Below are 25,322 nucleotides of genomic sequence, written 5' to 3'. Positions count from 1 at the left end.
CATGCTGCGCACCCTCAACCGCGTCCTGCTCGCCCTCGCCGGGCTGGTCCTCATCGCGCTCGGCGGCTCCGTGCTCGCCGTGGGCTACGGCGTCGACCCGCCGCACTGGTGCGTGCACCAGAGCGAGCACGACGTCCTGCTCACGGCGGGGGAGCGGACCCGCTGGCGCGAGGAGGGCTGGTGGTGGCCCGTCCTCATCGCCGCGCTCGCCGTGCTCCTGCTGCTCGCCCTGTGGTGGCTCGCCGCGTGTCTGCGCCGCAGGCACCTCTCCGCGCTCCCGCTCGACACGGGAGGCGGCGACAGCGCGAGCCTGCGCGGCACGGCACTCGAACAGGCCCTCGGCGCCCACACCGAACGCCTCGACGGCGTCGAACGCGCCCGCGTCCGCCTCCGCGGCCGCCCCGGCGCCCCCGTCGCGCACCTCCACCTGACCCTCGCCCCCGACGCGTCCCCGCTGCTCGTCCAGCACCACGCGGTGACCGAGACGCTGAAGGCGGCGAAGGAGGCGACGGGCCGGGGGGAGCTGCGCGCCGAGGTCCGGATGAACGGCGCACCGCACGGCGCGGAGCGCGTGCAGTAACTCAGAACCCGTGCCGGGCCCCGCCGTCGACGGGCAGCATCACGCCGGTCACGTACGAGGCGGCGGGGGACAGCAGGAAGGCGGCCGCCCGCCCGAACTCCTCCGGGGTCCCGATCCGCCCGAGCGGAATCCCGGCCGAGTCCGCCGGACCCCCGTGCAGTTCGCGGGTGCGGTCCGTGTCGATCTTGCCGGGCAGGACACCGAAGACGCGGATGCCCCGGGGGCCCAGCTCGCGCGAGAGCGATGCGGCCACACCGGCGAGGGCGGGGCGCAGGCCGTTGGAGAGGGCGAGGCCGGGAACGGGCTCGTACACCGAGGACGAGAGCACGAAACCTATCGCGCCGCCCTCGCCCAGCTCGGCCGCCGCCGTCCGCGCGAGCCGCACCGCGCCGAGGAAGACCGATTCGAAGGAGGCGCGCCACTGCGCGTCGTCCAGGTCGCCGAGGGAACCGGCCGGCGGCCCGCCCACGCTCACCAGGACGCCGTCGAAGCGCCCGAAGCGCTCCCGCGCGGTCGCGACGAGCCGCCCGGCCAGCTCCGGGTCGGCGTTGTCCCCGCCGACCCCCACCGCGTTCGCGCCCAGCTCCGCCGCGGCGGCGTCCGCGCTCTCCTGCTTCCTGCCCGTCACGACGACCCTCGCGCCGTCGGCCACGAGTGCCTCGGCGCTCGCGTACCCGAGGCCACGCGTGGCCCCCGTGACGACGTACCCACGGTCTTTCAGCCCAAGATCCATGAGCGCCATTCTCCACCGGCCTCCTGCGTCGCGCGCCGCCCCGGGATCAGTCCTGCGTTCCCCTCCTCGTCCCCGCCTCCGTCGCCGCCCCCGCGCTCCCGCCCCGCCCCGCGAGACCGAGGGCCGTGCCGACGAGACCGATGTGGCTGAAGGCCTGCGGGAAGTTGCCGAGCTGCCGCCCCGCGCGCACGTCGTACTCCTCGGCGAGCAGCCCCACGTCGTTCGTGTACGAGAGCAGCTGCTCGAAGAGCGCCGTCGCCTCCTGTGTGCGTCCGGCGAGGTGGAGCGCGTCGGCGAGCCAGAAGGAGCACACGAGGAAGGCGCCCTCCTCGCCCGGCAGCCCGTCCACCTCGCCCCGGTCCGGGCTGTACCGCAGCAACAGGCCGCCTTCCGCGCCGAGTTCGCTGCGTACCGCCTCGATCGTGCCGAGTACGCGCGGGTCCTCGGGCGGCAGGAACCCGGCGCGCGGGATGAGGAGCAGCGCCGCGTCGAGCCCCTGCGAGCCGTACGACTGCGTGAAGGTGTTCCGCACCGGGTCGTAGCCCTTCTCGCACACCTCCGCGTGGATCGCGTCCCGCATCCGCCGCCAGCGCGCGACGTCCCCGCCGAGCTTCGGCTCCGCCTCCATCGCCCGTACGGTGCGGTCCGCCGCGACCCACGCCATGACCTTGGAGTGCACGAACTGGCGGCGCGGGCCGCGCACCTCCCACAGGCCCTCGTCCGGTTCCCGCCAGGCCTCCTCCAGGTACTCCATGAGCTTGAGCTGGAGCTGCCAGGCGTGGTGCTTGGTGCGCAGGCCCGCGCGGTCGGCGAGGTAGAGCGAGTCGATGACCTCGCCGTAGACGTCCAGCTGGAGCTGGTGCGCGGCGTCGTTTCCGACGCGCACGGGCGCGGCTCCCTGGTAGCCGCTGAGCCAGGGCACCTCGAACTCGGGGATGCGTCGCTCGCCCCCGAGCCCGTACATGATCTGGAGCGTCGAGGGATCGCCCGCGACGGCGCGGAGCAGCCAGTCGCGCCAGGCGCGCGCCTCGTCGAGGTACCCGGCGGCGATCATCGCGCCGAGCGTGAGCGTCGAGTCGCGCAGCCAGCAGTAGCGGTAGTCCCAGTTGCGCACGCCGCCCGGGGTCTCGGGCAGCGAGGTCGTGGGCGCGGCGACGATCCCGCCGGTGGGGGCGTAGGTGAGGGCCTTGAGCGTGATGAGGGAGCGGACGACGAGATCGCGGTACGGGCCCTCGTACGCGCACTTCGCGACCCATGCGCGCCAGTCGGCGAGGCTCTCCTCCAGCGCCTCGTACGGGTCGATGAGCCGCGGGTGCTTCTTGTGCGAGGGGTACCAGGTGAGGACGAAGGCGACCTTCTCGCCCGCCGTGAGCGCGAACTCGGCGTGCGTGCTGAACTTCTCGCCCCAGCTCGGCACTTCGGGCTCGCTGCGCAGCCACACCGCGTCGGGCCCCGCGACGGCGACCCGGTGTCCGTCGACCTTGCGCATCCACGGCACGATCGAGCCGTAGTCGAAGCGCAGCCGCAGCGTCGAGTGCATCGTCACCTCGCCGTCCAGGCACTCCACGATCCGTACGACGTCGGGCGCCTTGTCGCGCTGCGGCATGAAGTCGGTGACGCGGACCGTGCCCCCGGGTGTCTCCCACACCGAGTCGAGGACGAGGGAGTCGCTGCGGTAGGCCCGGTGGGTGCAGTCGCCCGCGCCCTTCGGGGCCAGGAGCCAGTGCCCGTTGTCGTGCGAGCCGACGAGCGCGGCGAAGCAGGCCGCCGAGTCGAAGCGGGGCAGGCACAGCCAGTCCATCGAACCGTCGCGCCCGACGAGCGCCGCGGTCTGGTGGTCGCCGATCAGGGCGTAGTCCTCGATGCGCCGGGCGCCTGCCGGGTGCGGGATGTCCTCGTTGCGTTGGGCCACGGGAAGCGGCTTCCCCGCCGCCACCGCCCCCAATCGAACGCACGCCCAAAAGGCCGCACGTCACATGCTCAGACCCCGGCGGGCTCCGGCTCGGCCGCACCCGCGGTGGCCGCCTCGCGCGCCGCCGCCTCCCTGTCGCGCCGCTCGCGCCGTACGAGAATCCACCAGCCGACGGGGACGGCCGCGGAGAACATCCACCACTGCACCGCGTACGCCATGTGCGGGCCGATGCCGCTGTGGTCGGGCTCGGCGAGCAGCTGCGGCGTGTGTCCCGCGGGCTTCGGGTCGATCTGCTCGATGTACCCGCCGAGGACCTGCCGGTGCAGGCGGGCGCTCTCCTCCGCGCTGTCGATCAGCATGATCTGGCGCGGAGGCAGGTCGCTGAGGTTCTTGATGCCGCTCGCCGCGCTCGTCTCGTCGGCCTTGAGCCGCCCGGTGACGGTGACCTCGCCCGAGGGCGGCGCGGGGATCTTCGGGAAATCGGTCTGCGCGCCGTTCGCGGGGATCCAGCCCCGGTTGACGAGCAGCACCTTGCCGTCGCGCAGCACGAGCGGGGTGAGGACGTGGAAGCCGATCGAGCCGTCGTCGTTGGTACGGCGGCGGACGACGACCTCGTGCGCGGTGTCGAAGCGGCCCGTCCCCGTGACACGCCGCCACACCTCGGCGGTCGGCACCGCGTGCCCGGGCGAGGTCAGTTCCTCGGCGGGCACGGGCGGGGCCTCGACCGCCGCCGTGATCCGCTCGTTCTGCGCGACCTTGTGCTCGTGACGGTGGAGCTGCCAGAAACCCAGCTCGATCATCACGGGGATCAGGACGAGGCCGACCAGGGTGATGATCAGCCACTGCCACGACAACAGGAAGCGGTACACCCCATGAAGGTACAACTCGCCCGACCTGTCCCCGGGGGCCGGGGTGGTGTGTCCTGGACCGGCACGGCCGGGGCCGGTGTGTCCTGGACCCGGCACGGCGGGACCGGCACGGCGGGGGCGGGGCGGCGGGACCGGCACGGCGGGACCGGCACGGCGGGGCCGGGGTGGTGTGTCCTGGACCGGCACGGCCGGGGCCGGTGTGTCCTGGACCCGGCACGGCGGGACCGGCACGGCGGGGGCGGGGCGGCGGGACCGGCACGGCGGGACCGGCACGGCGGGACCGGCACGGCGGGGGCGGGGCGGCGGGGGCGGGGCGGGCGATGCGGCGCGCCGCCGCCCCGCTCAGCCCTCCACGCGCTGCGCCGCGGGTGCCACGTCCCGCAGCAGCTGCCCGAAGGCCGCCTCGTCGATCACCGGGGTGCCGTACTGCCGGGCGCGGACCGTCTTCGACGTGCCCGAGTCGGGGTCGTTGGTGACGAGCAGGCTCGTGAGCCGCGAGATGCTGCCCGCGACGTGCAGCCCCGCCTCCGTGGCCCGGTCCTCAAGGAGTTCCCGCTCCGTCGACGTGTCGCCGGAGAAGGCGACCCGCATCCCCTGCACGAGCGGCTGCCCGTCCTGCCAGCGGCCCGGGTTCGGGTACGGGCACGGCGGGCGCTTGCGCGAGGGGCGCCAGTTCCCCGCCGCCGGGCGGGACCCGTACGCGCCCCCGTACTGGCGGCCGATGGCGGGGCGGACCGGGCTGTCGGACCACTCGGTGAGCGGCCGGCACTCCAGGAGCGGCAGCCGTACGTTCCCGAGCGCGGCGGCCCGCAGGCTCGGCCGGAAGGCCTCGGCGAGGACCCGCGCGTCGTCGAGCGCGTGGTGCGCGCGGCGCTGCTCGACGCCGAAGTGCGCGGCGAGCGTCTCCAGTTTGTGGTTCGGCAGCGGGAGCGCCAGTTCCTTGGCGAGCGCGATCGTGCACAGGCGGCGCCGGACGGGAGCGGTGATCCCCGCCCGCGCGTACTCGCGCGCGAGCATCGACCAGTCGAAGACCGCGTTGTGCGCGACGAGTACCCGGCCTTCGAGCCGCCGGGACAGCTCGTCGGCGATCTCGGGGAAGAGTGGCGCGCCCTCCAGGACCTCGCTCGTCAGTCCGTGTATCCACACGGGGCCCGGGTCGCGCTCCGGATTGACCAGCGTGTACCAGTGGTCCTCGACCTCGCCGCGCGCGTCCACGCGGTACACGGCGGCGGAGACGATCCGGTCGTCGCGGGCCAGACCGGTCGTCTCCACGTCGACCACCGCGTACCCCTCGGGGTAGGCGGACGGCCAGGAAGTGTCGGTCGTACGGTCTTCGAGCATGGTCACTGAGGATACGGGGCCGGTCCGACAGCGCCCGCGCCCCGGCCCCTGGCCGGTACCGAATCAGGTGTGATGTCCGGATTGTGTGCCGCGTCGTGCCGGACGCCCGTTCGCCGCGCGGCGGTACGGGAACTGGCGTGCGGTCAGCGGGGGAGTGCCCGCGGGACACGGGCCACCGCCGAAAAGCCCGCCCCGCGCCCCGCGAGGTGTGAAGATCACGCAATGACTCAGGGAGAGCGGCAAGGGCGTCACGAGGAGAGCCACGGCGCGGCGCTCGGCTCCAGGCTCAACTGGCTGCGCGCCGCCGTGCTCGGCGCCAACGACGGTGTCGTGTCGACCGCCGGGCTCGTCGTCGGTGTCGCGGGCGCGAGCGCGGAACGGAGCACGCTCCTGACCGCCGGGCTCGCCGGGCTCCTCGCCGGTTCGATGTCGATGGCGGCGGGCGAGTACGTCTCGGTGAACACGCAGCGGGACGCCGAGAAGGCCGCGCTCGCCGTCGAGCGGCGCGAACTGCGCGAGGACCCCGAGGCCGAACTCGACGAACTGACCCGCCTCCTCGCCGCACGCGGACTGAGCCACGAGGTCGCCCGTGAGGCCGCCGAACAGCTCACCGCGCGCGACGCGCTGCGCGCCCACGCCGACGTCGAACTCGGCATCGACCCCGACGCGCTCACCAACCCCTGGCACGCCGCCTGGGCGAGCTTCCTCGCCTTCACCGCGGGTGCCCTGCTCCCGCTCCTCGCTATCGTGCTGCCCCCCGAGAGCGCCCGCCTCGTGGTCACCGTCTGCTCCGTGCTCGCCGCCCTCGTCCTCACCGGCTGGACGAGCGCCCGCCTCGGCGGCGCCCCGCCGGGCCGCGCGGTCATGCGCAACGTGGCGGGCGGCGCGGCGGCGATGGCGATCACGTACGCGGTGGGGGCGCTGCTCGGCGCGACGGGGGCGGCCTAGCCGGGGTACCGCTCCGACTCCCTTGGCGCGCGCCGGACTTACCGCGAGTAATACTCGTCGGTAACGACCTCTGTTCAAGCACCGCCCGGGGCCCTTACCTTGCCGGTATGCCGAACCTGCCCGATGTCGTGCTGTGGTCCGTACCGGCGTTCGTCCTGCTCACCGTCGTCGAGATCGTCACCGTGCGCCTCCACCCCGACGAGGACGACGCCGGGTACGAGGTGAAGGACGCCGCGACGAGCGTCACGATGGGGCTCGGGAGCCTCGTCACCGACTTCGTCTGGAAGATCCCGATCGTCGCCGTGTACTCCGCGCTCTACGCGCTCACGCCGCTGCGGATACCCGTGCTGTGGTGGACGGTCCTCCTCATGCTCCTCGCGCAGGACTTCTTCTACTACTGGTCGCACCGGGGCCACCACGTCGTCCGCGTCCTGTGGGCCTGCCACGTCGTGCACCACTCCAGCCGCGCCTTCAACCTGACGACCGCGCTGCGCCAGCCCTGGACGAGCCTCACGTCCTGGCCCTTCTACCTGCCGCTCATCGCGCTCGGCGTGCACCCGGCCGCGCTCGCCTTCTGCACCTCGGCCAACCTCGTCTACCAGTTCTGGATTCACACCGAGCGCGTCCACAGGCTCCCCGCGCCGATCGAGTACGTCCTCAACACGCCCTCGCACCACCGCGTCCACCACGCCTCGCAGGGCAGCTACCTCGACCGCAACTTCGGCGGCATCCTCATCGTCTGGGACCGCCTCTTCGGCTCCTTCACCCCCGAGACGGAACGACCTGTCTACGGGCTCACGAAGAACATCGCCACGTACAACCCGCTGCGCGTCGCGACCCACGAGTACGTGGCCATCGCCCGCGACCTGCGCGCGGCCCGCACGTGGCGCGACCGGCTGCGGCACCTGGTGAACGGGCCGGGGTGGCGGCCGGAGGAGCCACAGGGCGCGAACGGTACGGGCGCGGGTACGGGCGCGTCCCCCGCCGCGAGCCCCGCCGCGGGCCGGCTCCCGAGCCCGGCTCGCACCGAGGCCGCCGGGTAACCGCCGCCCTCCGTCCGCCGCTCTCCGTCCGTCCGCCGCCCTCCGTCCGGGCCGCCCGCGACGCTCTCGACCTCACGCGGGCAGCCTGCGGCCGGGCCGCACGCCGGCCTTCCCCTCGTCCCTGACCCTCGCTGTACGCGGCGCCGCCCCGCCCGCGCGGACGGCGCCGGCTCCCCGGCGCTTCAGGCTCTCCGGATCTCCTTCAGGCTCTCCGGCCCTCCTTCCGGCGCTCCGGCGCTCCTGCGCTCCGGCGCTCAGCGCTCCGGAGCAGGAGATGTGAAGGGCTCGTGATGCCGCTCGGCGCGACGAACGCCCCGTCATGTCGCCGAACCCGCCCTCGACCGACCCCTGTTCAGGCAGGCAACCCACGCGTATCTTCACACGATCGCTCAAGTTTGCATTTTAATGGCACTTTACGTGATGGTCATTCACGCAATCTTTGCAATCACTTGCCACGCCAGTGCCAGGGGAGCCCTGTGAACAACTCTTCGGTCCGTCGCGCGTACGACGGGCGCGAAACGAGACGCGTCAGACGAAGAAGGTGGACGAGGACCATCTCCGTGGTGACGGCGTCCCTTCTGCTCGGCGGTGTCCTGAGCGCCGAGACCGCCTTCGCGGTCGGCTCGCTCAGCCTGCCGAAGCTCGACACCACCCGGCCCGTGCCGGTGTCCCCGGTCGAGGCGAAGAAGCCCGGCGGCGCGGACGATGCCGCCCGCGACGCCGGCTCCCCTGCCGGCAGGGCGAAGTGGCCCGCCGCGGGTACCGCCGAGGTCGCGCTCCCCGGCGAGCGCGGCGCGACGCGGCGGGCCGGCACGCTCCCCGTACGCCTCGGCACACCGGAGAAGGAGGCGAAGACGGGCAAGCGCGGCACCCGGCCCGCGCGCGCCCAGGTCCAGATACTCGACCGCGCCACGGCCGACACGCTGGGAGTCGAGGGCGTCCTGCTCGCGGTGCGCGCCTCGGAGGGCGGCCAGGACGCGAAGGTGCGTGTCTCGGTCGACTACTCCGCCTTCGCGCACGCCTTCGGCGGGGGCTGGGCATCGAGGCTGCGGCTCGTCCGACTCCCCGGATGCGCCCTCGCAACACCGGACGCGAAGGGCTGCGGAGCGGGTACCGCGCTCGCCACCGAGAACGACACGGGGGCACGGACGCTGACCGCGGACGTACCCGTCGACGCCACCCCGGAGGAGCCCGGCCCCTCCCGGGACACCGGCGCCCCGGTCTCGGCCGTGCCCGGCGGAAGGGCGAAGTCCGCCACCGGCTACGGCGCCGCCCCCGGCGTGACGCTGCTCGCGGCCTCCGCCGCTCCCTCCGGCTCGACGGGCGACTACAAGGCGACCCCACTGAGCCCCTCGGGCAACTGGGTCTCGGGTGACTCGTCCGGCACCTTCGGCTGGAGTTACGAGATCCAGACCCCTGAGGTGCCCGGCGGCACGGAGCCCGAGCTGTCCCTCGGCTACTCCTCCCAGTCGCTCGACGGCCGTACGGCAGCCACCAACAACCAGGCCAACGCGGTCGGCGACGGGTGGTCCCTCACCGAGAACTACATCGAGCGCCGCTACGTCCCCTGCAACGAGGACATGACGGGCGGCAACAACAAGGCCAAGAACGGCGACCTGTGCTACAGCACCGAGAACGCCACCATGTCGCTCGACGGCCAGTCGCACGAGCTGGTACGGGACGACACGTCCGGCGCCTGGAAGCTGAAGGACGACGACGGCACCCGGGTCGAGCTGCTGACCGACACCGCGCGCGGCAACGGTGACAACGACGGCGAGTACTGGCAGGTCACCACGACCGACGGTACGCGCTACCACTTCGGATACAACCGCCTGCCCGGCTGGTCGTCCGGCAAGCAGGAGACCGACTCCACCTGGACCGTGCCGGTGTACGGCAACCACAGCAAGGAGCCGTGCTACAAGGCGGCCTTCGCCGACTCCTTCTGCCGGCAGGCCTGGCGCTGGAACCTCGACTACGTCGTGGACACCAACTCCAACGCCGCCGCGTACTTCTACACGACCGAGAAGAACAACTACGGTCGCAACGTGTCCGCGAGCACCGGCCTCGGTACCCCGACGGAGTACATCAGGGGCGGCTACCTGGACCGGATCGAGTACGGGCTGCGCCCGGACAATCTGTTCACCGCCGACGCGGCCGCCGCGAAGGTCGAGTTCACGGTCGCCGAACGCTGTCTTCCCGACTCCTCCTTCGACTGCGCGCCGGAGAAGATGACGGCCGCCAACGCCAAGCGCTGGCCCGATGTACCCCTGGACCAGATCTGCCGGACGGGCGAGACCTGCAAGGAGAAGATCGCCCCGACCTTCTGGACGAGCAAGCGGCTGACCGGCATCACCACGAAGGTGCTGTCCGGCTCCGCCTACCGGCCCGTGGACTCCTGGGCGTTCCGCCACCAGCTGCCCGACCCAGGCGACGGCTCCCCCGCCGCTCTGTGGCTGGCCGGCGTCACCCGTACCGGCCACACCGCCGCGCAGGACATCGCGCTGCCGGAGATCACCTTCAAGGGAACGCAACTGGCCAACCGCGTGGACGCCACCGGTGACGGCATACCGCCCCTGGTGCGCTACCGCGTCCACCAGATCAACACCGAGACCGGCGGTTCCATCGGCGTCACCTACTCGTCCCCTGACTGCACCCCGGCGAATCTGCCCGCGGAGGCGAGCAACACCCGGCGCTGCTACCCGGTCTACTGGTCCTCGGCGGACTCCCCTGCGGCGGACTACAAGCCGGTCAAGGACTGGTTCCACAAGTACGTCGTGACACAGGTACTGGAGAACGACCTGGTCGGCGGCTCGCCCACCCAGGAGACCGACTACACCTACGTCGGCGGCGCCGCCTGGGCCAAGAGCGAGGACGAGTTCACCAAGCCCGAGCACCGCACCTACAGCGACTACCGCGGGTACGGCGAGGTCCGCACGCAGGGCGGCAACGGCTCCGACGGGACCCGGCTGGACAGCCGCACCCGTTACTTCCGGGGCATCAGCGGCGCGAAGGTCGCCGACTTCGAGGGCAACGAGGTCGCCGACCACCCCTCCTTCCAGGCGATGGAGCGCGCGGAGATCGTCTACAACGGTTCCGAGGTGCTCTCCGAGGAGACCTCCACGCCGTGGCGCTCCGCCGTCACCGCGAGCCGCGCCCGCCCGGGCCTGCCCGCCCTGGAGTCGGACCGTACGGACGTCAAGGAGGAGACCGGCCGCTCGCCCCTGAAGGGCGGTGGCTGGCAGCGCACGAAGACGGAGCGCACCTTCGACTCCTACGGCATGGTCGCCACGGAGACCGACCACGGTGACACGGCCGGGCCGGGCGACGAGAGCTGCACCACCACCACGTACGCCCGCAACACCGCGGCGAACATCCTGGAGCTGGAGGCGGCGCAGAAGGTGACGGCCGGCACCTGTGCCGCGCCCGGCGAGCTGATCTCCGAGGAGCGCAGCTACTACGACGACGCGACCGTCCTGGGCGCCGCTCCGACCCGGGGCAACACCACGCGGGAGGACGAGAACGACGCCGAGGGCACCGGGTTCCTCACCGTGGCGAAGGCGACCTTCGACCGCTACGGGCGCGCGCTGACCACCACCGACGCGCAGAACCGGACGATGACCACGGCCTACACCCCGCCGACGGGCCAGGCCACGAAGACGGTCGTCACCAACCCGCTCGGCCACACGCTCACCACCCAGTACGACGTCACCCGGGGACTGCCCGTCAGCGAGACGGACACCAACGGCAAGGTGACGGAGGTCGCCTACGACGCGCTCGGCAGGGTGACGGGCGTCTGGGACGCGGGCCGCAGCAGGGCCGAGTTCCCCGACACGCCCGACAACGCGTTCTCCTACCGCATTTCGCGCACCGACACTCCTGTGGTCGTCTCGAAGGAGCTGCGCGGCGACGGCGGGTGGGACACCAGCTACGAGATCTACGACGGGCTGCTGCGCGAGCGCCAGACGCAGGCCGCCTCCGGCTCCGGCTCCGGCCGGGTACTGACCGAGACCCAGTACGACTCGCGCGGTCTGGAGTGGAAGTCCTTCGACGACTACTACGCGACAGGCGACGCCGAGGGGAAGCTGGTGGCCGGGGACGACACCACGTCGCCCGCGGTCGCGCGTACGGTCTTCGACGGCGCCGGGCGGCCCACGGACATCATCGCGATGAAGTACGGCACCGAGACGCGCCGCACGAAGCTGGTGTACGAGGGCAACCGCACCACCGAGATCCAGCCGGCCGGCGGCACCGCGAGCACCACGGTGACCGACGCGCTGGGCCGCACCACCGAGGTCGTCGAGTACACCAACGCGGCCCGTACCGCCTCGCAGTCCGTCACCTACGGCTACGACGCGCGCGGACAGCTCCAGAAGGTCACCGACCCCGCGGGCAACGTCCGGACCTACGCCTACGACTCGCGCGGTCGTGAGACGACGTCCGTGGACCCGGACTCGGGCACCCTGCGCACGCGCTACGACTCGCTGGACCGTCCCGTCGGCACGACCGACAGCCGGGGCGTCGAACTGTCCGTCACCTACGACGAGCTGGGGCGCCGGACCGCGCTCAAGCAGGGCACGAAGACGCTGTCCGAGTGGACGTACGACTCCGTCGCCAAGGGGGAGATCGCCGAGACCCGGCGCTACGTGGGAGACGAGGCCTACGTGGAACGGATCACCGGCTACACGGACGACTACCAGGCCACCGGGCTCAGCGTCACCATCCCTGCCTCGCAGGGAGCGCTGGCCGGCACCTACACCTGGGGTTTCGCCTACGACGAGATCACCGGTCAGCAGACACAGATCAACCAGCCGGCCCTCGGCGGCCTGCCCGCCGAGCGGGTGGTCACCCGCTACGGCACGGACGACCAGGCACAGGGCCTGACAGCGGGCGGCCGGATTCTGGTCAACTCCTCCGTCTACGACCCCTTCGGGCGGGCACTGCGCACCGAGTACAACGACAAGGCGCACCGGCTCTACCGCAGTTGGTCCTACGACGAGCACACCGGCGAACTGCTGCGGACCGTCACGGACCGTACGACGGCACCGTCCCGGGTCGAGGACGTCTCCTACGGCTACGACCTCGGGGGCAATGTCACCCGGATCACCACCAGGACCGGTCAGGACGCGTCCGAGAAGACGGACACGCAGTGCTTCGTCTCCGACGCGCTCCAGCGGCTGACCGAGGCGTGGACGGCGAAGGACACCTGCGCGGCGGCCCCGAGCGGCGCGACGGTCGGCGGTGAGCAGCCGTACTGGCTGTCGTACCGCTACGACGCGCTCGGCAACCGTACCCAGGAGACCCGCCACGACACGGAGGGCGCCACCGCCGAGGACGTGGAGCGCACCTACCACTACGCGAAGCCGGGCACCGGCCGGCCCGCCGCGCTGACCTCGGTGGACACGACCACGAAGGGGACGACCCGGACGACGGGCTCCTTCACGTACGACGACGCGGGGAACACGCTGACCCGCACGACGGACGGCAGGGAGCAGACCCTGGAATGGGACGCCGAGGGCCAGCTCGCCAAGGTCGACGAGCCGGGCGTGGGCGCCACCGAGTACACCTACGACGCGGACGGCGCACGCCTGGTCAGGAAGGACAGCGCGGGCACGACCCTGTACCTCCCGGGCGGCAACGAGCTGCTGCTCACCGCGGACGGCAGGAAGGAGGGCACCCGCTACTACTCCTTCGACGGCGACACCGTCGCGGGACGCTCGGGCGGCGCGGTGCAGTTCCTCTTCGAGGATCACCACGGCACGGCGACGACGGCCGTCGACGCGGCGAGCGAGGACGTGCAGCACCGTGCGCTGGCACCCTTCGGCGAGGACCGCGCCCAGGTGTCCGCGACCGCGGCGGCGGCCTGGATCGGCAGGGGCTTCGTCTCCGGCACGGAGGACAGGACCGGACTGACGCAACTGGGGGCCCGCGCCTACGACCCGGCACTGGGCCGGTTCGTCAGCGTCGACCCGATGATCGATGTCGGCGCGTCGCAGCGGATGAACGCGTACGCCTACGCGAACAACAACCCGGCGACCTTCTCCGACCCCGACGGCCTGTTCTGGGGCAAGCTGAAAAAGGCCGTCAAGAAGGCCGGCAAGGTGGTGAAGAAGGCCGCCAAGAAGGTCGGAAAGGTCACGAAGAAGGTCGTCAAGAAGGTCCACAAGGTCGTGAAGAAGGTCGTCAAGAAGACGACCCGGGCGGTGAAGAAGGTCGTCAAGAAGGCGGCCCGCTACACGAAGAAGGTAGTCAAAAGAACAATTCAGGTCACGAAGAAATACGCAAAGAAGACCTATCGCTATGTCAAGCGGACCACGAAGAGAGCCGGCGGGTATGTGAAGAAACAGGCCGGCCGGGCCTGGTCCGCGACGAAGAAGGCGACGAAGTCGGCCGCGCACCAGACGGTGAGAGCCGGGAAGGCCGCCGCGCGGACGACCGCGAGAGGCGTGTCGGCCGGGGTCGGCGCGACCGCCAGGGCCGCCGAAGCGACAGGCTCGGCGATCGCCTCGGGAGCGGCCGCCGTGGGCAACAACATCAAGGACAACTGGCGGGACTACGCGGGGGCGGCCGCCCTCGGGGTCTGCATCGCGGCCTCGGCCGGCGCCTGCGTGGCGGCCGGTATGGCGGTGGCGGGCGCGAAACTCGCCGCCTCGAAGATCGATCCCCACATGGACACCGACTGGAACACCTTCGTCAAGGACTCGGCGTTCGCCGTCGGCGGCGGCGCGGTGGCCGGGGCATTCGGCAGGGCGGTCGGGGGCGGCACGTTCCGCGGCGCCCTGAAGGCGAGTCCCGTCACGGCGAGCATCCGGGAGACGCTGGGCAACGGCGCCCTCAACTTCGGGATGTCGTGGGCCGGCTGCGGAACGGGTAGCCTCGGCAAGGCCGCATACTGTTGACCAGGGGAAACGGGAGAAAAGTGACGCCTCGCACACTGCGCAGGAAGAGCCTGTGGACCCTCTCGGCGCTCGGCTGCTGCGGGCTGCTGGCCTTGGCCGTGGTCATCTGGGTGACCGCGGCGGATCAGGGCGACTCCAGGGGCGACACGCTCATGGTGTGCTCGGTGCTCCTGGCGCTGTGCTGGGCCCTGATCCGGATCGGCAGGTGCCGCGTGGAGATACGTGAGGGCGGGCTGGTCCTGGTCGACTGGTGGCGGCGCGAGTGGGTGCCCTGGGGCGCCTATATGCGGGTGGACACCAGCGACGGATTCGTCGTCGTCAGCCGCGGCGAGCGGGAACACACGCTCGTGGGTTTCGGGTCCTCCCTCGTCGAGGAGTCTCTCGAACGACGCGGCAGGGGTCTTCTCGGCAGGATGAAGCGAGAGATCCGCGAGGCCAGCGCGACGGCGTCCCCGGAAGCCCTTCGGGACCGGGAAGTGCTGGTGCGGCGGTGGGAGTTCATCCCCGCCGACCTGCTCCTGGCGCAGGTGCTGGTGTGCCTGGCCCTCACACAGACAGGCATCGTCCCCATGTGAGGCGACCGCCGTTGTGGTGCGACACCTCAGGAGGCCCTCTTCCCTTCCAGGCCGGGAAGAGGGCCTTCGCGCGTCGCGCTTTTCGCACGTCGCACCCGCGCGTGGAGTGAGCAGCCCGTGTGAAGGTACGGAAAAGGACGGTGAATACTCTTCGCCTCCAAGAGCGGGTAATATTCCAGCAATCCGCAGAAACCCGCGATCCGTGCGGGGGCCGGCCGGGTCGTTTTGCCGACCCCGCCGTGAAACGGGTGCAGTGACCCGTGGGGGGCTCACCGCATCACCCGCTCTGTGCGTCATCACCATTCGCTTGCAGATGCGTCACCGCCACCGGACAAAGCCCCGGCGGACAGGGTGACTTCTGGGGGAGGAACAGCATTGTCATCCCGACCGGGCCCGATCAGACCGCGCGGTGGCCGACGAGCGCTGGCGGCCGTCGTGGCCGCCGTCGCTCTCGCGGGGGCGTCCCTGCCCGCGACCGCCGCCTCCGCCGCCGCGGCCGACTCCTCGGCCGCCGTACCCGAATCGGCCGTGGAACGCGCGCTGATGCGGGCGGCCGAGAGCGGAAAACAGACCGAAGTCGTCGCGGAACGTGGTGAGTTCACCACCCTGTACGCCAACCCGTCGGGCAGCCTGACCCAGGAGACCAGCGTGGTCCCGCTCCGGGTGCGGGACCACGGGCGGCTCGTCGACGCCGATCCGTCCCTGGTCCGGGGCAAGGACGGCACGGTCCGTCCGCGTGCCACCTCCGTCGGCATGGAGTTCTCCGGCGGCGGCGACAAGGACATGGCCACCATCCGGCGCGACGGCCGCGGCATGTCCCTCACCTGGGGCGGCCCCGACCTGCCCGAGCCCACCCTCGACGGCGACACCGCCACCTACCGCGAGGTGTTCCCCGGCGTCGACCTGAAACTGCGCGCCTCGGTCACCGGCTTCCAGCAGCTCCTGGTCGTCAGGAGCCGGGAGGCCGCCGCCGACCCCCGGATACGGCGGCTCGACTTCCCGATCCGCACCGAGGGGGTCGAGGCCCGCACCGACACGGCGGGCAACCTCACCGCCGTCAACAAGGCCGGGCAGGAGGTGTTCACCGCCCCCACCCCGAGCATGTGGGACAGCTCCGGCATCCCGGCGGACCAGGAGCCGGAGCACGGCCACGACTCGGTCTCCGACGCGCTCGAAGCGAAGCCGGCACCCTCCGGCCGCTCCGCCTCCGGGGCGACGGCCAAGGCGCCGGGCACCTCGGCGCCGGGCGCGGAGAACGACGGCTTCACCGCCGCCGTCGGCGCGGCGGAGCAGCCCGTGCCCGCCGGCGTGCGGGACGACACCCTCACGCTGACGCCCCCCGAGGACCTGCTCGACTCGCCCGACACGGTCTTCCCCGTCTACATCGACCCGTACGTCTCCGGGGCCCGCAACAACTGGACCGCGGTCGCCAAGGCGTACCCGAACACGTCGTACTGGAACAAGTCCGACAACGTGGCCCGAGTCGGCTACGAGTCGGACACCGGTGGGACCTGGCGCTCCCTGTTCACCCTGGACACCCGCAACCTGTCCGGCAAGAACGTGGTGAAGTCCACTTTCCGGATCAAGAACACCCACGCGTGGTCGTGCACCAAGAAACCCGTGGAGCTGTGGGCCACCAACCCGATCAGCTCCGCCACCACGTGGAACAAGCAGCCCACGTGGGCCACCAAGCTGGGCACGGTCACGGACGCCAAGGGCTGGTCGGGCTCCTGCCCGGCCGGCAACCTCGAATTCGACGTGAAGGCCAACGCGGTCAAGGCGGCCGCGGGCAAGTGGGCCACCATGACCCTGGGCCTGCGGGCGAGCGAGTCGGACACCTACGGCTGGAAGAAGTTCGACGCGAAGACGGCCGTGCTCTCCACGGAGTACAACTCGCCGCCGGCCGTGCCCTCCGGTCTCGACACCGTCCCGAGCACCAAGAACGCGGCGGGGTGCGGGAACACCGCACCCTACGGGCTGATCGGTGACACCGACATCCAGCTCACCGCCAAGGGCAGCGATCCCGACGGCGGCGCCGTGCAGGTCAAGTTCCACCTGTGGGCCACCGGCCACCACCCCAACGACGACCCGAAGGGCGTGCTGATCGTCAACCAGACGGTCAGCGTCACCTCGGGGACGGTCGCCAAGCTCACCGTCGCCAAATCCAAGCTGACGCCCTATCTCGCGGTGGCCAAGGGCAACTTCTCCTGGAAGGCCCAGGCCTCCGACGGGTCCCTGACCAGCGACTGGAATCCGACCACGGGCGCCCCCGGCTGCCGGTTCGTCTTCGACCCCGAGCGCCCCAGCACCCCGCCGTCGGTCGACTCGGCGCAGTTCCCCTCCGGTGACAGCGGCTGGCCGACGCAGACCGGCACCGTCCGCACCAAGGGCGCCTTCACCGTCGGCCCCGGCGGCGCGGGCGACATCGACTCCTACGAGTACTGGTCCACGGTGGACCCGACCGTGCGGAAGGCGAGCCCCGCCGCGGTCAACGGCTCGGTGACCGTGGAGCTGACACCCACCAAGGCCGGCCCGCACTACCTCTACGTGCGCAGCCTGGACAAGGCCGGCAACCGCTCCGACGTCCGCGCCTACCTGTTCTACGCCAACGGCTCGCAGGTGGACGACAAGGACGGCGACCTCAACGGCGACGGCCACCCCGACCTGTGGGCCGTCGACGGCGCAGGGACCCTCCAGCGCTACTTCGGCGACGGCACAGGCAACGCCATCGGCGCCAGCGCGCCCGCCTCCGCGCCCGGCTACCTGACGGACACCCTCGTCACCCGGCGCGGGGACTGGACCGACGACGGCTACGAGGACCTCGTCACGCTCGCGCACGACCTCGCGACCCGGAAGGACCGGCTCTGGATACGGCCCAACGACGGCGCGGGCGGGCTCGACACCGGCGACAGCCGTGAGCTGCGCACCTGGGAGAGCGTCAACGACCACTGGCAGGGCGCGGACCAGATCCTCGCCGTCGGGGACGTCGACGGGCCGCTCGACATCGACGGCGACGGCGTCATCGGCCCCGACGACCGGCCGGGCCACCCCGACCTGCTCGTCAAGAAGGGCGATGAGCTGTGGCTCTACTTCGGCTCCGCCTCCGGCTACCTGGACGAGTACATCGACCAGCCGCCGGTCCTGCTCGGCAACGGCGGATGGGCGGGACTCGACCTCGCCGCCCCCGGCACGGTCACCGAGGGCGCGGGCGGCACCGGGATCGTCGCCCGGGACCGCGGCGACGGCCGGCTCTACCTGTACGCGCCCACCGGGCCCTCCGGCGAAGGGCTCGGTACGGAGGCCGGCCGCACCCAGATCGGCACGGGCTGGACGGCGACGGCGCGCCCGCTGTACACCGTGGTGCCCGACATCAGGGGAGACGAGAAGGCCGGCGGCTGGGCCGTCGCGAACACCGGCGAGCTGCTGACGTACCCCGTCATGAACGGACCGGGTACGGCCGTCGCCACCGGCTTCGGCGCCTTCAGGGCCCTGACCTGAGCCGGTACTGAGCCGGGCCGGTCACCGGCACCGGCTCGCCCGCGCAGGGGACCCGTCGTGCGAGGCCCGCGCCCAACTCACGGGCCTCGCGCGGCGGGGAGCCGCTCACCACCGGATCGGCAGCGGCAGCGCGGTGAGCAGCGCCGATACGAGCACGACGAAGGCGAGGACGAGCAGTTCGGCGCGCGCGGGCGCCACCGTGTCCCTGCCCGCGCGAAGGCGCCGCCGCGCCCGCCAGGCCAGCGCGGCGATCCCCGCGACGAGCACGGTCTTCGCGAGGAGGACACGCCCGTAGGCGGTCTCGGTGAGCTGCGCGGCGACCGTGCCGGGCGGCATCCGGCGCAGGGTGCTCACGACGCCCGTCACGGTGAGCGCGGCGAGCAGGTACGCCGCCGAGCGCGCGTACCGCCCGAGCAGCCGCGGCCCCGCACCGCCGGGCAGCCGCGGCACGGTCCGCAGCACGGCGAGCAGGCCGCCCGCCCACAGGGCCGCGCAGCTCAGGTGCGTGAAGGTGAGGAGGGAGCCGAGCCACGGTGTGGAGGGCTCGGGGTGGGCCCGCACGGCCTCGGCGAGCACGACGAGCGCGAGCGGCAGGGCGGCGAGAGCGCGCCGCCGCCCGAGCGCGCAGAGCCAGGCGGCCGCGAAGGCGTTCACTTCGAGCAGCGCGAGCCGCCCGTCCCCGCTCTGCGCGAGCGCCCCGGGGTCGAACGCGGCGGCGGAACGGGGCAGCAGGTTCCCCGCGGCGACGATGACGGCGAGCCCGCACGCGGCGAGGGTCCCGAGCAGGGCGGCGAAGGGGGCGAGGGTGCGGGGGAGCGGTACGGGGCAGGGCGCGGCCCCGCGTACGAGCCGCCCGAGCCACACCTCCCCGGCCTGCACGCACAGCGCCGCGAGCATGACCCCGCGCAGCCACCCCACTTCGCGCACGGCGGGAGCGGCCGCCTCCCCGGTCCCGCGCAGGGCGAGGCCGGGCCCGAGCAGGGGCACGAGAAACACCCCGACGACGAGCAGCCCGAGGAACACCCCCGACCGCCGCACGGCCCCCGCCCTGTCGTACGCCCCCGCGACCACGCCCGCCCCCTCGTCCGCGCCCACCCGAGGATCTTCCAGGACGAACCGGACGCCCCGCAAGCGATTCGCCCGAAGTGAGGGCCTGTGGGGCGGAGTTGAGGGCGGGCCGCACGGCGCCCGCGGACCGGCCGCCGGGGCGTGACGCAGCGCGTCGGCGCTGTCAGGAGGGCCGGGGCGCGTGTGCCGGGCGCGGTGCCGAGGCCCGCACGGCCTCCCGCGCCTCCGCTTCGCCGGGACGCGCCCGCACGCAACAGCCCGCCCCCTCCCGCGGCACCCCGCGCTTCCGCGTCACCGCACCCCCGCCGCCCACTCCGCCCCGTCCGCCCCGCTCGGCACCGGGGGCCGCGCCCAGTCCGCCGGGCCGCCCTCGTACGAGAAGGCCGGGAGCGCGTACCGCAGGCGGCCCCAGGCGCTGTCGCGTGCGGTCGTGCGCTCGTCGGGCGGCGGCGGGACGGACTCCGGGAGCGGGCCGCGAGGGCTGTCCAGGAGCCAGGCGGCGGTACGGGCCAGGGCGAGGCGGACGAGGCGGGAGCCGCCCGTGCGGGTCTGCTCGGTCAGGGCGCGCAGGACCCCGGCGGCCAGGAGATACCCCGTGCCGTGGTCGAGGGCCTGGGCGGGCAGCGCGCCCGGGCGGCCCTCGCGGTTCGCCTCGACCGCGGCGACACCCGTCGCCACCTGCACCAGACTGTCGAAGCCGCGCCGTTGCCCCCACGGACCCGAGCGCCCCCACGCCGAGACCTGCGCGAGCACGACGCCGGGGTGCCGTGCGGCGAGCCCGTCGGGCGTGAGCCCGAACCGCTCCAGGGCCCCGGGCCGGTAGCCGGTCACCACGACGTCCGCCGTCGCGAGCAGTTCCTCGAAGCGCCGCAGCCCCGCACAGTCGGCCAGGTCGAGCAGCGCGCTGCGCTTGCCGAGCCCCGTATCGGCCTGCTGGTCGGCGAGTTCGGGCAGCCCGGGCGGGTCGATGCGCAGTACGTCCGCGCCGAGCAGCGCGAGCGTACGGGTCGCTACGGGGCCCGCGAGCACCCGCGTGAGGTCGAGCACGCGCACCCCGGCGAGCGGCAGCCCGTCGGCGGGCTCGCCGAACACGCGCACGGGCGCGTCGTCGATACGGCCCGCGCTCACGAGCGGCAGCGCCTCCAGGACCTTCGCCTGCGGCCCTGCCCGCCACTCCTCGGGCGCCCGCAGCGCCACGGCGAGTCCCCCGGCCGCGTACACGGCCTCCTCGGTCTCGCGCGCCGCGCGCCGCCGCAGCACGGCGGCGACCTCCTCGGGCCCGGCTCCCGCGTCGAGCCCGAGCGCGCTCAGCAGCCGCTCGCGGTGGTGCGGGTAGTTGGCGTGGGTACGGACCCAGCCGTCGGCCGTGCGCCAGAACCGCGAGAGCGGCGCGAAGTTCTCGGGCGCGCGCCCGTCGACCCGCAGGAGCCGCTCGCTCGCGAAGGCGGCGGCCACGGCACGGTCGTCGATCCGCACCTCGGGCACGGGTCCGCCCTCGCGTACGGAGACGAGTTCGGCCGCGGCCAGCCCGCAGGCCCCGGCGCAGGCGGCGGCGAGGTCACGGACGGGGAGGCGCGCGGGGAGCACGGCGGTGTCCTGATGGCGGGTGACGCGGGCGAGCAGAGCGGGGTCGCCACTCAGTGCCGCCCAGGCGGAGGCCAGACCGGGTGAGGCGTGAGAATGCATGGCGCCACTATGGCACTGAGTGCCACAACGGGGAAGAAGTTCGCGGTACGCGAAGGCGCGGTACGCGAAGGGCGGGGCCGCCCACTGCGGGCCGCCCCGCCCCCGTACCGCCGCGCCCCGCGTGCTGCCGACGCGCCGCTTCCCGCGTTACTTCACCGGCTTCCCGCGTTACTTCACCGCGTTGAGGGCGTTCGCGAGCCCTTCGCCGTAGAAGCCGTTCTTGCTCTTGCCGCCCTCGCACACCGCGTCGATCTCGCCGTCGCCGTCGATGTCGTACGGCGCCCCGCAGGCCGTGTCGTCGGCGCCCGCGTACAGGAGCGCCTTGACGAGGGCCGCGGGGGCGTGCGGGTGGCGGGACTTGATGAGCGCGGCGACACCGGCGACGTGCGGGGACGCCATCGACGTACCGGCCATGTAGCCGTAGCCGCCACCGGGCAGCGTGCCCAGGATGAGGCCGCTCGTGGCCGGCGGGGCAGGGGTCTGGTAGACCGTCGAGTCGCCGCCGGGCGCGGCGATGTCGACCTTGCCCTTGCCGTAGTTCGAGAACGAGGACTTCAGGCCCTTCGCGCCCGTCGATGCGACCGTGACGACCCCGGGGAGCTGGGTCGGGATGTCGAAGCACTTCGCGGTGTCGACGACGCGCTCACCGGGCGTCGAGTCGTTGGGGCTCGACGGGTCGGTGATCTTCTTGCGCGCGAGGTCGTAGTTCTCGTTCCCCGCGGCGGCGACGTTCACCGTGCCGCGCAGTTCGGCGTAGGAGGTGGCCCGCGTGATCGCCTCGACGAGGGCCTTCTGGTCCGGGTCGTTGGTGCAGTTGAAGTACCACGGGTCCGTGTAATAGCTGTTGTTGGTCACGTCCACGCCGTGGTCGGCCGCCCACATGAAGCCGCACACGACGGCCTCCGTGTAGAAGTAGCCCTCGCTCGTGGAGACCTTGATCCCCGCGACCTTCACGCCGGGCGCGACGCCGCTCATGCCGATGCCGTTCTTCGCCGCGGCGATCTCCCCCGCCACGTGCGTGCCGTGCGGGCTCTCGGCCGCGCTCGGGCGCCAGGCCCCCTCGCTCGTATCGGGCTTGCCCCGCACGCAGTTGACGGAGGCGGCCCGGTCGAAGTTGGGCGCGAGATCGGGGTGCGTGTCGTCCACGCCCGTGTCGATGACGCCGACCGTCACCTTGTCGCTGCCGAGGTACTTCTCATGCGCCTTGTCCGCCTTGATCGCGGCCAGGTCCCACTGGAGCCCTTCCAGCGGGTCCTTGTCCGCGGCCTTGGCGTTGTTCCTCGCCGCGGCGGCCACGTCCGCGTCGGAGAGCTTGATGGGGCTGCCCGTGTCGGTCGTCGACTGGGCGGGCAGCGGAGCCGTCCGCGTCGCCCCCGCGCTCTGCACCCCGAGCACCTTGCGGATCGCGGGCGCGAAGCCGGTCCTGTCGGAGTGTGCGACGATCACGCCGATCTTGTCGTACGCGTACACGACGTCGCCGCCCGCTCTCTCCACCGCCTTGCGGTAGAAGGACGAACCGGCGAGCCCGGGCAGCACGTTGACGACGTAACTCGTCGGAGTGCCCACCTCGCTCACGGTGGGGGCCGCGGCCGTGGCGGCCGTGGCGGGCACCACGGCGAGCGCGGTGGCGAGGCCGAGCCCCACAGGTATCGCGAGGGCGCGGCGGGAACGGACGAAGAGCACCGGCATGGGGTCTCCAGTTCGGGTACGAGGCGTCTGCGCTGAAGTGGTACGGGCCGTGCGGTGTGCCAAGCGCCGTACGGGGCGAGCCCTGCGGAGCGTCCGTACGGAGCGGGAGCGGAGCCGAGCGGTGACGCACCGGGGCGAAAGAGCAACGGGCCTGTCCAGCGGGTGCGTTCGGACAAGCGCGTGAGCCTCGGCAGAGTGAAGCTATTCCCCTCACCCGTGCTCGGCAATCTTTTCCCAAAATCAGGTGCCCTGAAAATTGGGTCGCGTTGAACCGGGTCGCGGGCGCCGCCGTGCCGTTGTGCAGGGGGCGGCAGCACCCGTCCCCGCGCACCCGTTGTCCAGAGAGCTACATGTCCAGTTCCTCACCCTTGTCCCCACCACCCGCCCCCGCATCGCGAGGAGATTCCGTGGCCACCGAGACGCCCGAGCCCCAGACCGGCTCGTCGCGCGGTGCCGACGCACCCTCGACGGAGCAGTTCGTGGAGGTGCAGGAGAGCGCCGAGTTCGGAGAACTCCGGCGTACGCACCGCTCCTTCGCCTTCCCGCTGACCGTCGCCTTCGTGCTCTGGTACCTGCTCTACGTCCTGCTGTCGAACTACGCCGGTGACTTCATGGGCACCAAGGTCGTCGGCAACATCAATGTGGCCCTGGTCCTCGGCCTCGGCCAGTTCCTCACCACCTTCCTCATCGCCTGGTGGTACTCCCACCACGCCGCCACCAAACTCGACCCCAAGGCGCAGGCGATCAAGTCCCGACTGGAGGGCCAGGAATGAGCCAGCCGCTCAGCCTCGCGACCGGGCTGCCGCTCGCCGCCGAGGGCGCCAGCGAGCACCGCCCGCTGATCATCACGCTCTTCGCGGTCTTCGTCGTCGCCACTCTTGTCATCACCGTCTGGGCGGGCCGCCAGACCCGCAACGCCGCCGACTTCTACGCGGGCGGCCGCCAGTTCACCGGCTTCCAGAACGGCCTCGCCGTCTCCGGCGACTACATGTCCGCCGCCTCCTTCCTCGGCATCGCCGGGGCGATCGCGCTCTTCGGCTACGACGGCTTCCTCTACTCCATCGGCTTCCTCGTCGCCTGGCTCGTCGCCCTCCTCCTGGTCGCCGAGCCCCTGCGCAACTCCGGGCGCTACACGATGGGCGACGTCCTCGCCTACCGCATGCGCCAGCGCCCGGTCCGCACCGCGGCGGGGGCCTCCACGATCGTCGTCTCGATCTTCTACCTGCTCGCCCAGATGGCCGGGGCCGGCGTCCTCGTCTCGCTCCTCCTCGGCATCACGAGCGACGGCGGCAAGATCGCGATCGTCGCGCTCGTCGGCGTCCTGATGATCGTCTACGTGACGATCGGCGGTATGAAGGGCACCACCTGGGTGCAGATGGTCAAGGCCGTGCTGCTCATCATCGGCACCGTCCTCATCACCGTGCTCATCCTGTGGAAGTTCCACTTCAACGTCTCCGAACTCCTCGGCAAGGCCGCGGAGAACAGCGGCAAGGGCTCGGCCTTCCTGGAGCCGGGTCTCAAGTACGGGGCGACAGCGACATCGAAGCTCGACTTCCTCTCGCTCGGCATCGCGCTCGTCCTCGGCACCGCCGGACTCCCGCACATCCTGATCCGGTTCTACACCGTGCCCACCGCCAAGGCCGCGCGGAAGTCCGTCAACTGGGCGATCGGCATCATCGGCGTCTTCTACCTCATGACGATCGTCCTCGGCTTCGGCGCCGCGGCGCTCCTCACGCCGAAGGAGATCACCGACTCCAACCCGGCGGGCAACACCGCGGCCCCGCTCGCCGCCCTGGAGATCGGCGGCGGCTCGGGCTCGACGGGCGGCGCGATCCTGCTCGCCGTCATCTCCGCCGTCGCCTTCGCGACGATCCTCGCCGTCGTCGCCGGGCTCACCCTCGCCTCGTCCTCGTCCTTCGCGCACGACATCTACGCGAACGTCATCCGCAAGGGCAAGGCCACCGACAAGGAGGAGGTCCGCGCCGCGCGCTGGGCCACCGTCGCGATCGGCATCGTCTCGATCGGCCTCGGCGCCCTCGCCCGCGACCTCAACGTCGCGGGACTCGTCGCCCTCGCCTTCGCCGTCGCCGCGTCCGCGAACCTTCCGACGATCCTCTACAGCCTCTTCTGGAAGCGCTTCACGACCCAGGGCGCACTGTGGTCGATCTACGGCGGCCTCGCCTCCTCGGTGCTCCTCGTGCTCTTCTCGCCGGTCGTCTCCTCCAAGCCCAGCTCGATGTTCCCCGGCGTCGACTTCGCCTGGTTCCCGCTGGAGAACCCGGGCCTCATCTCGATCCCGCTCGGCTTCCTGCTCGGCATCGTCGGCACCCTCCTCTCCAAGGAGGAGCCGGACAAGGGGAAGTACGCGCAGCTGGAGGTGCGTTCCCTCACCGGTACGGGCGCGCACTGACACCCCGTACGAGCCCGCACCGGCACCCGCACCGAGGCCGCGCCGTCCCCGCCCGCACCGCGGGTACGGCGCGG

General features: G+C 72.3%; 15 protein-coding genes. 8 read left to right on the top strand and 7 right to left on the bottom strand.

The genetic code is table 11. The annotated features are described in order from the left end of the window. The first annotated feature begins 1 nt into the window (after position 1). Positions 2-580 (top strand): alkaline shock response membrane anchor protein AmaP, encoded by a 579-nt coding sequence (amaP, locus tag ACQYWQ_RS05210; protein WP_431032700.1) that lies wholly within the window; start codon positions 2-4, stop codon positions 578-580. 1 nt (position 581) lies between these two features. On the opposite strand, the gene ACQYWQ_RS05205 is transcribed toward amaP, so the two are convergent. From ACQYWQ_RS05205 to ACQYWQ_RS05190, 4 genes are all read right to left on the bottom strand, one after another. Next, a complete protein-coding gene (locus ACQYWQ_RS05205) occupies positions 582-1,313 on the bottom strand; it encodes an SDR family oxidoreductase (RefSeq protein WP_431032699.1) in 732 nt (243 codons plus the stop codon). 46 nt (positions 1,314-1,359) lie between these two features. After that, on the bottom strand, positions 1,360-3,225 hold the full coding sequence (locus ACQYWQ_RS05200) for a glycoside hydrolase family 15 protein (RefSeq protein WP_431032698.1): 1,866 nt from the start codon (positions 3,223-3,225) through the stop codon (positions 1,360-1,362). Positions 3,226-3,293: 68 nt separating this feature from the next. Then, positions 3,294-4,094 (bottom strand): SURF1 family cytochrome oxidase biogenesis protein, encoded by an 801-nt coding sequence (locus ACQYWQ_RS05195; RefSeq protein ID WP_431032697.1) that lies wholly within the window; start codon positions 4,092-4,094, stop codon positions 3,294-3,296. 342 nt (positions 4,095-4,436) lie between these two features. Continuing rightward, positions 4,437-5,435 carry a DEDDh family exonuclease gene (locus tag ACQYWQ_RS05190; protein ID WP_431032696.1) on the bottom strand — a complete coding sequence of 333 codons (999 nt, stop codon included), beginning with the start codon at positions 5,433-5,435 and terminating at the stop codon, positions 4,437-4,439. A 222-nt stretch (positions 5,436-5,657) separates the two neighbouring features. Between ACQYWQ_RS05190 and ACQYWQ_RS05185 the strand changes: the two genes are divergently transcribed. From ACQYWQ_RS05185 to ACQYWQ_RS05165, 5 genes are all read left to right on the top strand, one after another. Further along, positions 5,658-6,383 (top strand): VIT1/CCC1 transporter family protein, encoded by a 726-nt coding sequence (locus ACQYWQ_RS05185; RefSeq protein ID WP_431032695.1) that lies wholly within the window; start codon positions 5,658-5,660, stop codon positions 6,381-6,383. 107 nt (positions 6,384-6,490) lie between these two features. After that, positions 6,491-7,426 carry a sterol desaturase family protein gene (locus ACQYWQ_RS05180; protein ID WP_431032694.1) on the top strand — a complete coding sequence of 312 codons (936 nt, stop codon included), beginning with the start codon at positions 6,491-6,493 and terminating at the stop codon, positions 7,424-7,426. 563 nt (positions 7,427-7,989) lie between these two features. Next, a complete protein-coding gene (locus ACQYWQ_RS05175) occupies positions 7,990-14,322 on the top strand; it encodes an RHS repeat-associated core domain-containing protein (protein ID WP_431032693.1) in 6,333 nt (2,110 codons plus the stop codon). 20 nt (positions 14,323-14,342) lie between these two features. Beyond that, positions 14,343-14,897 (top strand): hypothetical protein, encoded by a 555-nt coding sequence (locus tag ACQYWQ_RS05170; protein WP_431032692.1) that lies wholly within the window; start codon positions 14,343-14,345, stop codon positions 14,895-14,897. Positions 14,898-15,332: 435 nt separating this feature from the next. Beyond that, on the top strand, positions 15,333-18,395 hold the full coding sequence (locus tag ACQYWQ_RS05165; RefSeq protein ID WP_431032691.1) for a VCBS repeat-containing protein: 3,063 nt from the start codon (positions 15,333-15,335) through the stop codon (positions 18,393-18,395). 105 nt (positions 18,396-18,500) lie between these two features. On the opposite strand, the gene ACQYWQ_RS05160 is transcribed toward ACQYWQ_RS05165, so the two are convergent. The 3 genes from ACQYWQ_RS05160 to ACQYWQ_RS05150 form a co-directional block, all read right to left on the bottom strand. After that, positions 18,501-19,490 carry a CopD family protein gene (locus ACQYWQ_RS05160; protein WP_431032690.1) on the bottom strand — a complete coding sequence of 330 codons (990 nt, stop codon included), beginning with the start codon at positions 19,488-19,490 and terminating at the stop codon, positions 18,501-18,503. Between the two features lie 264 nt (positions 19,491-19,754). Further along, positions 19,755-21,149 (bottom strand): CoA transferase, encoded by a 1,395-nt coding sequence (locus tag ACQYWQ_RS05155; RefSeq protein ID WP_431032689.1) that lies wholly within the window; start codon positions 21,147-21,149, stop codon positions 19,755-19,757. 168 nt (positions 21,150-21,317) lie between these two features. Further along, positions 21,318-22,838, bottom strand: coding sequence for a S8 family peptidase (locus ACQYWQ_RS05150; RefSeq protein ID WP_431032688.1), 1,521 nt, complete (start codon positions 22,836-22,838; stop codon positions 21,318-21,320). A 407-nt stretch (positions 22,839-23,245) separates the two neighbouring features. Between ACQYWQ_RS05150 and ACQYWQ_RS05145 the strand changes: the two genes are divergently transcribed. Both ACQYWQ_RS05145 and ACQYWQ_RS05140 read left to right on the top strand, forming a co-directional pair. Continuing rightward, complete coding sequence (locus tag ACQYWQ_RS05145) at positions 23,246-23,611, top strand: DUF485 domain-containing protein (protein ID WP_431032687.1); 366 nt, start codon at positions 23,246-23,248, stop codon at positions 23,609-23,611. Beyond that, positions 23,608-25,248, top strand: coding sequence for a solute symporter family protein (locus tag ACQYWQ_RS05140; protein WP_431032686.1), 1,641 nt, complete (start codon positions 23,608-23,610; stop codon positions 25,246-25,248). The genes ACQYWQ_RS05145 and ACQYWQ_RS05140 overlap by 4 nt, the downstream gene beginning before the upstream one ends. Positions 25,249-25,322: the final 74 nt, after the last annotated feature.

Origin of the sequence: Streptomyces sp. P6-2-1, assembly GCF_050613165.1 — a bacterium.
Classification (GTDB): domain Bacteria; phylum Actinomycetota; class Actinomycetes; order Streptomycetales; family Streptomycetaceae; genus Streptomyces.
The sequence above is the reverse complement of the archived record's forward strand: the minus strand, read 5'-3'. Positions and strand labels throughout refer to the sequence as shown.